Origin of the sequence: Trinickia sp. (assembly GCF_036503415.1) — a bacterium.
Taxonomy (GTDB): Bacteria; Pseudomonadota; Gammaproteobacteria; order Burkholderiales; family Burkholderiaceae; genus Trinickia.
Genome location: NZ_DASXWY010000089.1, coordinates 65627 through 79034 on the forward strand (window position 1 = coordinate 65627; position 13408 = coordinate 79034).

Here is a 13408-nt window from a genome sequence, read left to right on the forward strand (position 1 = left end):
CAGGCGCCCCTCATTGCTGCAAATCGTCTTCGCGCGAGCGGCTTCGGAACCCGTCGCGTGAACGTACCGCGTCGCTCGCGGCGGCCGCGCGGCTTGCGGGAGAGGCGACGGCCGGGGCGGCCGCCGAAGCGCCCTGCGTGGGCGCCGCGGCAGACGATGCGGGGGCTGGCGCTCCCGGCGCTGCCTGAGCATCGCCCGCGCCACGTCCCTTCGCCTCGATCAGCTTGTCGAGCTGCAACTGGACGACGCTCGACCCCGCTTTCGTGTCGACGAAAACCTTGGTCGTGTTCGAATAGATGTCACGCATGGTATCGAGATACATTCGCTCGCGCACGATGGCGGGCGCCTTGGCGTACTGGGCATAAACCTGAGAGAAACGATCCGCGTCGCCTTGGGCCTGCGTCACCACGCGCTCGGCATAAGCCTTCGCATCGTCGATCGAGCGGGCGGCATCGGCTTGCGCGCGCGGCAGAATTTCGTTCGCGTACGCCTGCGCTTCGCGCTTCATGCGCTCACGGTCGTCTTTCGCCCGAATCGCGTCGTCGAACGCCGCTTGCACCTGCTGTGGCGGCTCGATGCTCTGAATCGTCACGCCGGCAACGGTCAGCCCCGCGCGATACAGGTCGAGCGAGCGCTGAATCGCGGTGGCCAATTGCTGGCTCAGCTGATCGCGATTCTGATCGAGCAGGGCCTGCGTGCCGCTCGCGCCGACAATCGCGCGCGCCGCCGCCTGAGCGGCCTGCGTCACGCTGCGATCGGGGTCGACCGCGTGAAAGAGGTAGTCGGTCGGCGATTTGACCTGGTATTGCACACTGAAGCGCACGTTGAGGATGTCGCCATCCCGCGTGAGCATCGAGGCATCCATCAGGTTGCCGTCGTTCACGGCATTGCGCCGGCCCACTTCGACCGAGCGGATCTCCGATACGTTGACGATTTCGCTCGTCTCGAACGGATACGGCGAGCGCAGATGGACACCAGGCCCCACCGTCCTGCGCAATTTCCCGAACTGCAGCACGACGCCGGTTTGGCCGTCTTGTACGACGAAAACGCCACTGCCGATGTAGATCGCCACCAGTACGCCGATGACGATGCCGACACCCACGCGCGCTGCACGCCCATTATCGGGCCGGCGTTCGCCCGGCCCGGGGCCGCCGCCCTTGCCACCGAAAAGCCGCGAAAGACGCCGATTGAATTCGCGCCACATCTCGTCGAGATCCGGCGGCCCTTCGCCGTTGCCGCGCCCACGGTTCGGCTCGTTCGGACGCTGCCGGTCGCCGTTGCCGTCGCTGCGCCCCCAACGCGGATCGTTGATGGAAAGAATGGCGCGCGCACGCATCCAGAAACTCCGCTCGTTGTATTCGTTCACCTGTGTTCGTTCGCTCGAGTTGGGAGAGCCGGTCAATGCAGATCGGAACGGCGCACAACCGCCATTCCGTCCAGCCGCGGTACGTCGAAATCTTTGTGCTCGTCCGCCGCTGCCTGGGGTTCCGGCAGCGCCCGCCCGGTGTCTGGGAGATGTTCTGAGGTGGCGATCTCGGCGATGGCTGCGCGCAGCGAATCGAGTCCTTGCCCAGTGCGCGCGCTCAAAAAGACGCGCGAGATATTACCATACTCGTCGCGCTCGACCGCGTCCTTGCGAGCCTCGAGTTCCGGCACCGCATCGATCTTGTTGAAGACGAGGACTTGCCGCACGGTATCCGCGCCGATCTCGCGCAAGACCTCGTTCACTTGATCGATCTGATCGAGCCGCACGCCGCTCGACGCGTCGACGACATGCAGCAGCACATCCGCATGGATCGTCTCCTCCAGCGTCGCGCGAAACGCAGCCACGAGTTGGTGCGGCAACTCGCGAATGAAGCCGACCGTATCGGACACCACGACCTGGCCGGCCTCGTCGCCGAGGAACACGCGCCGCGATGTCGTATCGAGCGTGGCGAACAGCTGATCGGCCGCATACGCTTGCGCCTTCGTCAACGCATTGAAGAGCGTGGATTTGCCTGCGTTCGTGTAGCCCACGAGCGAGACCGACAGCGTGCGGTTACGCTGGCGCTGGCGGCGCTGCGTGCCATGCTGGCGCTGCAGCTTCGCGAGGCGCGTCTTGAGCATCTTGATACGGTCGCCGATGAGCCGCCGGTCCGTCTCGAGCTGCGTTTCGCCGGGCCCGCGCAGGCCGATACCGCCTTTTTGCCGCTCGAGGTGAGTCCAGGCGCGCACGAGCCGCGTTGCGATGTACTGCAACTGAGCAAGCTCCACTTGGAGCTTGCCCTCGTGGCTGCGGGCGCGCTGGGCGAAGATGTCGAGAATCAGGCTTGTCCGGTCGATCACGCGCCGATTAAGCGCCCGCTCCAGATTGCGTTGCTGTGCCGGTGCGAGCGAATGGTTGAAGATGACGATTTCGATATCGTTCGCCTCGCAGGCGAGGCGCAACTCCTCGGCCTTGCCGCTGCCGACGAACAGCGCGGCATCGGGGCTGGACCTGCGCCCCGTCAACATCACGGCGGGATGGGCGCCCGCGCTTTGCGCGAGCAGGCTGAGTTCTTCGAGACTGGCTTCGAAGTCGATCTTGCCGAAATCGATGCCGACGAGCGCTGCGTTGATCAAATTGGTGGACGTCAAATTGGAGGGGCCGGCACGGCGGCGCGGTGCAAACGCCGCCATGCCGGCCTAAATGATGGGTTCAGGACGTCTCGGCGTCCGGATGGAAATTGACCGGACGGGCGGGAACGACCGTCGAAATAGCGTGCTTGTAAACCATCTGAGTAACGGTATTCCGGAGCAACACGACGTACTGGTCGAACGATTCGATGTTCCCTTGCAGCTTGATGCCGTTGACCAGATAAATCGAGACAGGCACGTGCTCTTTGCGCAGTGCGTTCAAAAACGGGTCTTGTAACAATTGCCCTTTGTTGCTCATAGCAAACTCCGTCGTTTTTTTGCAGGTTGGATCCACATCGACGCCGAAGAAAAAGAGATCCGGCGTCAATCGCTACACTATAGCCGATTTTCGTTGGCGCACGCGGTGCCCGGCCGTCCGGCCGATCCTTCGTCGGAGCCGGTCAGCTCTTGTCCGCGTAGGGGTTCGCCGATGAGCGAAACTCTATGCGCAATGGAGTTCCGGTCAGCGAGAAAGTTTCTCTGAAGCGGTTCTCGAGGTACCGTTTATAGGTATCCGTCACCGCATCGAGCGCATTACCGTGAATCACGATGATCGGGGGATTCTGCCCCCCCTGGTGCGCGTAACGCAGTTTCGGGCGCACAGGTCCGCGACGCCGCGGCTGCTGGAACTCGACCGCTTCGATGAGCGCACGCGTGAGCTTCGGCGTCGGCAGTTTTGCCATGGCCGCGGCATACGCCGCGTCGACGGAGCGCATCAACGCGCCAATGCCGGACTTCTCCGTGGCGGAAACGAAATGGAATTTGGCGAATTCCAGGAACTTCAGCTTGCGCTTCAGATCGGCCTTCGTGCGTTCGCGCACGTGTTCGTCGAGTCCGTCCCATTTGTTGACACCGACCACGAGCGCGCGCCCCTGCTCGACGACGAATCCCGCAATATGCGCGTCCTGATCGGAGATATCCTGACGCGCATCGAGCAGCAAAATGACGACGTTTGCATCGGCAATCGATTGCAGTGTCTTGACGACCGAGAACTTCTCGACGGCCTCGAATACCTTGCCCCGACGGCGTAACCCAGCCGTGTCGATGAGCGTGTAGTGGCGGCCCTGTCGCTCGAAGTCCACATAGATCGAATCGCGCGTCGTGCCAGGCATGTCGAACGCAATGACGCGATCCTCCCCGATCAGTGCATTGACCAGGGTGGACTTGCCCACGTTCGGGCGCCCGACGATGGCGATCTTGACGCCGTGCGCAGCCTGGTCCGCCTCCGCTTCGTCAGGATGGCCCGAATACGCGATCTCGAGCGCATCGTTGATCATTTCGGTGACACCGTCGCCGTGCGCGGACGAAATCGCCCGCGGATCGCCGAGTCCGAGCTCGTAGAAATCCGCCGCGACGGCGGTGTACTTCATGCCTTCCGCCTTGTTGACGACGAGCATGATCGGCCGCCCCGTCTTGCGCAGGTATTCGGCGATCGACTTGTCCTGCGGTGCCAGGCCGTTGCGGCCGTCGACGATGAAAACCACGACGTCGGATTCCTCGACCGCTTGCCGCGTCTGGCGAGCCATCTCGTGAAGGATGCCGTCCTTCGCCACGGGCTCGAAGCCTCCGGTGTCGACGACGAGATAAGGTCTGTCGCCCGCGCGCCCTTCACCGTAATGGCGATCGCGCGTGAGACCCGGCAAGTCGGCGACGAGAGCGTCCCGCGAGCGAGTGAGCCGATTGAACAGCGTGGATTTCCCCACATTGGGGCGCCCAACGAGGGCAATAACGGGTTTCATGAGATGTCATCAAAGTAAAGCGCCGGTGCCGTGATCGGCACCGGATGGCGCGCGCGTTGCCTGAAGCGCCGGCGCCCGGGCAGCGCGGCTTCGCACGGCGCGCGCCGTAAAAGGCCTGTCGTCTTGCCGCACGTTATCACGATCGCGTCATGACGCCCATGCGGGGCGCGACCGACGGGCCGCGCCGTGCGAAACCGGCGGCTGCCTCATCGATAGGGAAAGGCCGACACGGAGCGGCCCAGGGCGGCTAGCCAGGCGCCGCCCGCTTTTGCGCTCAGCGCGGGCGGAAACCGAATAAGTTGCCGTCCTTCGTCTGAACGACCAGCGTATCGCCCGCTACCACGGGCGGCGCGCTGATACGACTGCCGTCGGTCGGTACGCGCGCCACGAACGAGCCGTCGTCGCGCGAGAGGAAATGCACAAAGCCCTTGTAATCGCCAAAGACGGCCGACGGCCCGAGCAACAGCGGTGCGCTCAGATCGCGATTCTTGAGCTTGTCGTTACGCCAGAGCACGTGGCCGTCGCTGGCGCCGAATGCCTCCGCGACGGACCAATCGTCGCTCGAGATCACCGTGGTGCCGTCTTGCGCCACCCCGGTCGTGCTCGAGAACGGCTGTTCCCAAATCGGCCGTCCCGAATTCGCATCGAAGCAGCCGATGCGCCCCTGGAACGTCGCGGCGCAAGCTTCGGCGCCCACGAGAACCGGCGCGCCCGTCACGTCGTTGATCCGCTCGACTTCGGTGACGCCCTTCGGGAACGACACGGGCGCCTGCCAGTAATCGTCGCCCGTCTTCAAGTCGATCGCGGCCAGCCCGCCGCCCGGGAATCCGGCCAGCACCGCCGCGTCGCCCGCGAAGGTCATTCCGGCCGACACGCGCAGATTGAGCGGCACCGCCCGGTTGTGATAGACCCACTTGAGCTCGCCGGTCTGCGCATTGAACGCATTGATCTGTCCGTCGATCGTGCGCACGAGCACGAGCCCGTTGCCGACGAGCGGCGGCGAGATGACCTCGCCCGGTACATCGGATTTCCAGAGTTGCTTGCCGTTCGCATCGAGCACATAGACGCCGCCGCGCACCGCGCCGACCGCCGTCAAGGTGCCGTCGCTGCCGACGCCGGCCGTCAGATCGGTGTGAAGCTTGGTGTGCCAGATTTCCTTGCCCGTCTTGGCATCGATCTTCGCCACGGCGCCGCCCGCGCCAGCCGCATAGACCGCGTCGCCGACCGCAATCGGAGAAAACAGGTAGCGCCCCGCCTTGCCGACGCTCGCGCGCCAGACGCGCTCGACCGTGAGGGCGGGCTTGAACTCCGTGAGCGGTGTCGGCACGCGACGCTCGTCCTTGGAAGACGAACAGGCTGTCATCGCGAGGACGGTCATCGCACAAGCAACGGGCACGGCGAAACGTTTCAGCAAATTCATTGGAGGGCGAAGCATCGTCTAGGGTTGATCAATCGAGGCGAGCGGCGCTGCCTATGCGGCAACCGCCCGACGGCGAACCGGCGCCATCGCTGAGCCGGCTCAGCTGCCCAGCGCGTCGAGCTTGAATTGAATCAGCTGACGCGCGGACGTGTCGCTCTTCGCCAGTGAATCGAGTGCGACCTGATAGGCGGCACGCGCGTCGTCGCGTTTGCCGCCAGCGGCCAGCAGATCGCCGCGACGGTCGGCTACGACGCCCTTGAACCCCTCGGGTGGCGTGCCGGCCAGTAATGCAAGCCCCGCATCGTACGACTTCTCGTCGAGCAGGACGCCCGCGAGCCGCAGCTTCGCGATTTCCTTGTATTCGTCGTCCTTCGCGTGGTCGATCGCCCATTGCAGCTGGGTTTTTGCCGCCGCGATATCGCCGGCCTCGTACAACGCCTTGGCCGCGGCGAGCGCGGTCATTTGGGCATACGCCGTGCCGTCGTACCGCGATTCCATGTCGGCGGCATCCCGCACCACGTTCGCCTTGTTCTTCGAGGAAACCGCCTGCTGAACTTGCTCGTACAACACGGCCGCTTGAGCCGCCTCGCGGCGTTGCCAGAAATTCCAACCGTTCCAGGCGGCAGCGGCAAGGAGCGCAACGAGGACGATCCAGGTCGCCGCGTTACCCCACTGCGCCCACCAGGCCTTGAAGCTCTCTATCGATTCTTGTTCGTCGTGATAACTCATCGCCAAGCGATTCCTTCTTTCCTGCGTCTTGTGATTGTCGGGTCGCCGTCATGCGCCGCACGGGGCGTGCATCAATCCTCGCCGTCTTCGGCGGTTGCAACCATCGCATTGATTAGAAATTCGGTCAAGTTTTCGACCTGAACGCTGCGTTGTTCGCTTTTCTCGCCCGCAGCGCCCGTTTCGCGCAACGGCTTGACCGCCACCGTCCCGCTCGCGACCTCGTCCTCGCCGAGGATGACGGCGAACGCGGCTCCGCTCGCATCGGCGCGTTTCATCTGCGATTTGAAGCTCGCCGACGCGCCGTCGGCGCTGCAGTGCAAGACTACGTCGAGGCCCGTATCGCGCAAGCGCTCGGCGATCACGAACGCCTGCTCGCGCGCGGCGTCGCCCTGGTGGACGACATAGACATCGCAACCTTCTTCCTGCGGCACGAGTCCGTCTTCTTTCAGCAGCTCGAGAATGCGCTCCACGCCCATCGCCCATCCGCACGCTGCCGTCGGCTTGCCGCCCAGTTGCTCGATGAGCGGATCGTAGCGGCCACCGGCGGCCACGGTGCCTTGCGCGCCGAGCTTGTCGGTGACCCACTCGAATACGGTCAGGTTGTAATAGTCGAGCCCGCGTACGAGCCGCGGATTGATCGAGAACGGCAGGTTGTTGGCCTTCAAGAGCCGCTGCAGTCCTTCGAAGTGCGCACGCGAGCCCTCGCCGAGGAAGTCGATGAGCTTCGGCGCATTTTGCGCGATTTCCTGCAGCGCGGGGTTCTTCGTATCGAGCACGCGCAGCGGGTTCGTGTAGAGGCGGCGTTTCGCGTCCTCATCGAGCGCATCGACATGCTGTTCGAGATACCGGATCAGTTCGACGCGATGCGCGGCACGCTCTTCGGCCAGGCCGAGCGAATTGATTTCCAGCCGGATGCCGGTCAAGCCGAGGTCATCCCACAAGCGCTGGCACATGAGGATGATCTCGGCATCGGTGTCGGGGCCCACGAAGCCCAGCGCTTCCACGCCGACCTGGTGAAACTGCCGGTAACGCCCGCGCTGAGGCCGCTCGTGACGAAACATCGGACCGACGTACCAAAGCCGCTTCGGACCGTCGTAAAGCAGATTGTGCTCGATGCAGGCGCGCACGACGGCCGCGGTGTTTTCCGGGCGCAGCGTCAGATTTTCGCCGTTCAGCGCGTCGACGAAGCTGTACATCTCCTTCTCGACGATATCGGTCACCTCGCCGATACCGCGTGTGAACAGCTGCGTGTGCTCGACGATGGGGGTACGGATGTTCTGATAGCCGTACGCACGCAGCATCGACTTCACGGTGGACTCGAAAAACTCCCAGAGCGCGGCATCCTGCGGGAGGATGTCGTTCATGCCTTTCACGCCGGTCAGTTTCTCGAGCTTCTTTTTCGGTTCAGTCATTCTGTATTGTGTTGGCGATTGACGCTCAGTTCGCGACGGCAGCGCGGCCATACCGGCGCTCGACGTAGTCGCTCACGATTTGCTGGAATTCCTCGGCGATGCGCTCTCCGCGCAGCGTCTTGACCTTTTCCCCGTCGATGAAGACAGGCGCGGCGGGGTTTTCGCCCGAGCCCGGCAGGCTGATGCCGATATTCGCCTGCTTCGATTCGCCCGGACCGTTGACGATGCATCCCATCACGGCGACATGCATCTTCTCGACGCCGGGGTACTGCTCGCGCCAAACGGGCATCTGCGCGCGCAGATAGGACTGGATTTGCGCGGCCAGTTCCTGGAACAGCGTGCTCGTTGTACGTCCGCACCCCGGGCACGCGATGACCATCGGCGTGAACGAACGCAGTCCCATGGTCTGCAGAATCTCCTGGCCCACGATGACTTCGCCGGTACGCGACGCACCGGGCTCGGGCGTGAGCGAGATGCGGATCGTATCGCCGATGCCTTGCTGCAGCAGCACGCCCAGCGCGGCTGTCGAAGCGACGATGCCTTTCGAACCCATCCCGGCCTCCGTCAGCCCGAGATGCAGCGCGAAACGACAGCGGCGCGCAAGCTCGCGATAGACGGCGATCAGATCCTGCACGCCGCTCACTTTGCACGACAGAATGATTTTCTCGCGCGCGAGGCCAAGTTCCACGGCGCGCTCCGCGGAGCCGATGGCCGATTGGATCAGCGCCTCGTACATGACGCTTTGCGCATCCCAGGGTGAGCTGCGCGCCGCGTTTTCATCCATCATCCGCGCGAGCAGATCCTGGTCGAGGCTGCCCCAATTGACGCCGATGCGCACGGGCTTGTCGTAACGGATCGCGGCCTCGATCATCTGCGCGAACTGCGTGTCGCGCTTGGCGCCCTGCCCGACGTTGCCGGGGTTGATCCGATATTTCGACAGCGCCTGGGCGCAGCCCGGATAGTCACGCAGCAACAAATGGCCGTTGTAATGGAAATCGCCGACGAGCGGCACGAACACACCCATGCGATCGAGCTGCTCGCGAATGGCCGGTACCTCCCGTGCGGCTTCCGGCGTATTCACGGTGATACGGACGAGTTCGGAGCCGGCCTGCGCCAGCTCTTTCACCTGGATTGCCGTGCCGATCGCGTCGGCCGTATCCGTGTTCGTCATCGATTGAATGCGCACGGGAGCATCCCCGCCGATCGTCACCAGCTGACCGCCCCACCGGACGTCCACGGCATGCGAGACGCGGCGCGGAGCGGGGCCGCCGAAAATCGGCTCGGACGAACAAATCTGGCTGCTGCTGTCGGATTGCATCGAAAGACCCATTGTTGCTGATTACGCTACGTGCTCCGCGCGCTCATGAGCGGCGGTTCACCCATGTAAGAGGCGCCACAGTGGCGGCGGCGCCGGCGCCCACGCTCATACTCACGGCAGCGTGAAGCGCGCGACATTGCCTTTAATCGGACCGTACTTCGCGGCCTCGACGGGCTTGCCGTCAACCGTGACGGACTGAAGGCCCGCCCGATTGCCCGCGATCACCTTCAAAGGCGCTTGGCCCGTCACTTGTTTGGTATCGCCAGCGTGCACGATACCCGAGAACACTTCCTTGCCTGCCTTGTCGCGTACGCTGAACCAGCTGTCCTGCGTCACGGCGAACGAAAGCGTCGTGGCACCCGCCGGAACGGCCGACGCCTCGGCCGGCGTTGCCGCGCTCGCCGCGGCGAGCGCTGGCGCTTGCGCGGCCGGTGCCGGTGTTACCGCGGCAGCCGAAGCCGGCGCCTCCCCCGGCGGCAAGGGCTGCTGCTGCGCCGAAGCCGGAGTGGCGGCGGAAAGCGATGCAAGCGGGGTGGGCGTGAGCGCCTGTCCTTCGCTTGCCGCGCCGGCAACCGCGGCCGGCGCGCTGGCCGGCGCGAATCCCGTATCCGCGGCGGCCGCGGTACCCGAAGCGATCGTCTGTCCTTGCGCGGTCGTCGTCGACGGACCGCTCGAATTCGCCGCCGCACCGTTCGCGCTCGCTTTCAGGCGCGCGAGCCAGGCCGGCGGTTGACCGCCGCTATGCCACATGACGAGCGCAACGAGCCCGACGACGACAGCGGCAACACCCCACCACCACGAGCGGTGCCTCGGCGTGCCGCCCAACGAAACCGAGACGCGACCGCGCGGCAAATCGGTGCCCGTCGATGCCGGCATCGAAAGATCGGGCTCCGGCTCGCCTTTCTCGCGGCGCAACGCCTGCACGAACGGCGCCGCGTCTACGCCCAGCATCTTGGCGTAGCTGCGCACGACCCCGAGCGCGAACGTCGTGCCCGGAAAATGGCTGACGTCGCCCGACTCGAGCGCCCGCATCTTGGCCGGCGGTACCTTCAACCGTGCCGACACATCGTCGATCGACCATCCCTTCGCCTCGCGCAGTTGCGCGAGGCATGCCCCCGCCGCTGCAAGCGAGCCGAACGAGGCCGCGATTGCCGCGTGCCCCGATTGTGACGCGGCACGATGCCCGGTCGAAACCGGCCCCGATTGTCCCTCGCCCGTCTGAGTGCCCTCTGTATGCGGATGCTGCGGCTCACTCATCCTTGATCCTCGCGTCGATTCTTTTTCACCTGTGCGCCCCGGTTCGACTTTTCGTCCGCCGGATTCGCAGACCGTTTATAACAAAATGCGCTGCACCACGTATCGCTTCCGTGCTTCTTGCTGCTTTCTGCCGCTTCTTGACACTTCGTGGCCCGTCGTGCCGACAGGGGTGTTGCCGCTTCGTATTGCCGCCCCGTATCGCCGCCGCTCCCCCCTCCGCTCGCATGCGCCCGATACGGGCATTCACTGAGCGCGCCGCAGCTCGATGACCCGGCTTGACCGCCCCATCCGCTCGGCTACGCGCGTGCGATCCTTGACGGCCCCCGCGAGCTGACCGCAGGCGGCATCGATGTCGTCTCCGCGCGTCTTGCGCACGGTCGTCACGACCCCCGCATCGATGAGAATCTGAGCGAACCGTTTGATGCGCTCGGCTTTCGAGCGCAGGAGCCCCGACTCCGGAAACGGATTGAACGGAATGAGGTTGAACTTGCACGGCACGTCGGCGGTCAGCGCGAGGAGCTCCCTTGCGTGGGTCTCGCTGTCGTTGACGCCGTCCAGCATGCAGTACTCGAATGTGATGAAATCGCGCGGCGCCACGGTCAGATAGCGCCGGCACGCAGCCATCAACTCGGCGAGCGGGTATTTCTTGTTCAGCGGCACCAGTTCGTCGCGCAATGCGTCGTTCGGTGCGTGCAACGACACAGCGAGCGCCACCGGCACATCGGCGCCGAGCCGGTCCATCATCGGCACGACTCCCGAAGTGGAGACCGTGACGCGCCGGCGCGACAACCCGTAGGCGTTATCGTCGAGCATCAGCCGCAGCGCCGGCACGAGCGCATCGTAATTGAGCAGCGGCTCGCCCATGCCCATCATGACCACATTGGTGATGACGCGCTCGCCCTTGCCCGTTTCCGCGCCGCCCGAAGCCGCGCGCAACGCGAACTCGGCCATGCGCAACTGCCCGATGATCTCGCCTGTCGTCAGATTACGCGAAAAGCCCTGTTTCCCTGTGGAACAAAAACGGCAGTTGACGGCGCACCCCGCCTGTGACGACACGCACAGCGTGCCGCGCGTTTCCTCCGGAATGAAAACGGTCTCTACCGCGTTCCCGTTGCCGACGTCGACGAGCCATTTGCGCGTGCCGTCGGCCGAGACGTGATCGCTGACGACGGCCGGCATCGTAATCGTCGCACGGCCCTTGAGCTTTTCGCGCAGCGACTTCGCGAGGTCGGTCATGCCGTCGAAGTCGGCGGCGTTGTATTGATGGATCCAACGCTGCAACTGCTTGGCGCGAAACGCCTTCTCGCCCAGGCTGCCGCAATAGGCGACGAGACCCTCGGCGTCGAGATCGAGAAGGTTGACGGATGAACTGCTCGTCATATCGAATCCTGCTGTTTCACTGCGTCAGCACCGGTCGTGCCAGCGCCCGCATCGCGTGCGAAGCCGACCGGTGCCGTTCGCGCCCTATCGGGCATTGCGCCCGAGCGCGCTCGTCAGCGCGAATAAACGTTGATCTCGGGGAAGAAGAAACCGATTTCCACGCGAGCGGTTTCCGCCGCATCCGAGCCGTGCACCGCATTGGCGTCGATGCTGTCGGCGAAGTCCGCGCGAATCGTTCCCTTGTCGGCCTTCTTCGGATCCGTTGCGCCCATCAGATCGCGGTTCTTGAGAATCGCGTCTTCGCCTTCGAGCACTTGCACCATGACGGGGCCCGAAATCATGAATTCCACGAGATCCTTGAAAAAGGGACGCGCGGCGTGCACGGCGTAGAATTTCTCAGCATCGGCGCGCGAAAGCTGCGCCATCCGGGCCGCCACGATCTTGAGGCCCGCATTCTCAAAGCGGCTGTAGATCTGCCCGATCACGTTTTTTGCCACTGCGTCAGGCTTGATAATCGACAGGGTACGCTCGATCGCCATAAAAACTCCAAAAAATTAAGGGGTTACGATTTCTAACGAATCTGCAATTGTAGCATGTTCCGGTGTATGATTGCGATTGAACCCTTACGAGGGTGAAAGGTTCGAATGAATAGGATGCGGGGCGCATGCGCGGCCGTTGAAACTCGCGGCGCCCGTACCTATCTTAGTGTCGGGATGGCCTGGAAAAACGCCCTGTCGCGTGTTCGAGCCTGCCCAACGTCACTGCGTCTTACGCAAGGAGAAAGCATGAACGACTATCCGTACAACTTCGGCCGCGGCGGCGCCATCGCCACGGCGGAAACCCGCAACCGCGTGCTACGGAACACTTATTGGCTGCTCGCGCTGTCGATGGTGCCGACGGTGCTCGGGGCTTGGGTCGGCGTCGTGTCGGGCTTCTCGCTCTTTGCCGCGACGAGCCCCGCCATGAGCCTGCTCGCGTTTTTCGCGATCGCATTCGGCTTCATGTTCGCGATCGAGCGGACGAAAAACAGCGGCGTCGGCGTTGTCGTGCTGCTCGGCTTCACGTTTTTCATGGGCCTCATGCTGTCGCGGCTGCTGAGCTTCATCCTCGGCTTCTCGAACGGCCCTTCGCTGATCATGCTGGCCTTCGGCGGTACCGGCATCATCTTTACGGCCATGGCAACGATCGCCACGGTCAGCAAGCGCGATTTCTCCGGCCTGGGCAAGTGGCTCTTCATGGGCGTGATCGTCTTGTTGCTCGCAATGGTCGCGAACATGTTCCTGCACCTGCCCGCACTGATGCTGACCGTCTCGGTGCTCGCCATCGCGATCTTTTCGGCCTACATGCTGTTCGATGTGCAGCGCGTCGTGAACGGCGGCGAGACGAATTACATCACGGCCACGCTGGCGATCTACCTGGATCTTTACAACGTGTTCGTCAACCTGCTCTCGCTGCTCGGAATTTTCGGCGGTAACCGCAACTGATCGAGCGCTGCCAG

General features: G+C 64.0%; 12 protein-coding genes. 1 reads left to right on the top strand and 11 read right to left on the bottom strand.

Annotated elements, in window-relative coordinates; all coding sequences use genetic code 11:
- Positions 1-10 precede the first annotated feature (10 nt).
- The 11 genes from hflK to ndk form a co-directional block, all read right to left on the bottom strand.
- Positions 11-1366 (bottom strand): FtsH protease activity modulator HflK, encoded by a 1356-nt coding sequence (hflK, locus tag VGL01_RS12715; protein ID WP_331569784.1) that lies wholly within the window; start codon positions 1364-1366, stop codon positions 11-13.
- Positions 1367-1398: 32 nt separating this feature from the next.
- Positions 1399-2601, bottom strand: coding sequence for a GTPase HflX (gene hflX, locus VGL01_RS12720; RefSeq protein ID WP_331569923.1), 1203 nt, complete (start codon positions 2599-2601; stop codon positions 1399-1401).
- 76 nt (positions 2602-2677) lie between these two features.
- Positions 2678-2914 (bottom strand): RNA chaperone Hfq, encoded by a 237-nt coding sequence (gene hfq, locus VGL01_RS12725; protein ID WP_035930711.1) that lies wholly within the window; start codon positions 2912-2914, stop codon positions 2678-2680.
- A gap of 142 nt (positions 2915-3056) precedes the next feature.
- Positions 3057-4394: a ribosome biogenesis GTPase Der gene (gene der / locus VGL01_RS12730; RefSeq protein WP_331569786.1), complete on the bottom strand. Its 1338-nt coding sequence runs from the start codon at positions 4392-4394 to the stop codon at positions 3057-3059.
- A gap of 274 nt (positions 4395-4668) precedes the next feature.
- Positions 4669-5814 (bottom strand): outer membrane protein assembly factor BamB, encoded by a 1146-nt coding sequence (bamB, locus tag VGL01_RS12735; RefSeq protein ID WP_331569788.1) that lies wholly within the window; start codon positions 5812-5814, stop codon positions 4669-4671.
- 99 nt (positions 5815-5913) lie between these two features.
- Entirely contained in the window at positions 5914-6543 is a 630-nt protein-coding gene (locus tag VGL01_RS12740) for a tetratricopeptide repeat protein (protein ID WP_331569790.1), read from the bottom strand.
- A gap of 71 nt (positions 6544-6614) precedes the next feature.
- On the bottom strand, positions 6615-7955 hold the full coding sequence (gene hisS, locus VGL01_RS12745; protein ID WP_331569792.1) for a histidine--tRNA ligase: 1341 nt from the start codon (positions 7953-7955) through the stop codon (positions 6615-6617).
- A 25-nt stretch (positions 7956-7980) separates the two neighbouring features.
- Entirely contained in the window at positions 7981-9285 is a 1305-nt protein-coding gene (gene ispG, locus VGL01_RS12750; protein WP_331569794.1) for a flavodoxin-dependent (E)-4-hydroxy-3-methylbut-2-enyl-diphosphate synthase, read from the bottom strand.
- Positions 9286-9384: 99 nt separating this feature from the next.
- The gene (locus tag VGL01_RS12755; RefSeq protein WP_331569796.1) at positions 9385-10530 is read right to left on the bottom strand and encodes a RodZ domain-containing protein; all 1146 of its coding nucleotides are present in this window, start codon (positions 10528-10530) and stop codon (positions 9385-9387) included.
- Positions 10531-10773: 243 nt separating this feature from the next.
- Positions 10774-11910 (bottom strand): 23S rRNA (adenine(2503)-C(2))-methyltransferase RlmN, encoded by a 1137-nt coding sequence (gene rlmN, locus VGL01_RS12760; RefSeq protein WP_331569798.1) that lies wholly within the window; start codon positions 11908-11910, stop codon positions 10774-10776.
- A gap of 113 nt (positions 11911-12023) precedes the next feature.
- Positions 12024-12449 carry a nucleoside-diphosphate kinase gene (gene ndk / locus VGL01_RS12765; protein ID WP_331569800.1) on the bottom strand — a complete coding sequence of 142 codons (426 nt, stop codon included), beginning with the start codon at positions 12447-12449 and terminating at the stop codon, positions 12024-12026.
- A gap of 246 nt (positions 12450-12695) precedes the next feature.
- Between ndk and VGL01_RS12770 the strand changes: the two genes are divergently transcribed.
- Positions 12696-13394, top strand: coding sequence for a Bax inhibitor-1/YccA family protein (locus VGL01_RS12770; RefSeq protein WP_331569802.1), 699 nt, complete (start codon positions 12696-12698; stop codon positions 13392-13394).
- Positions 13395-13408 lie beyond the last annotated feature (14 nt).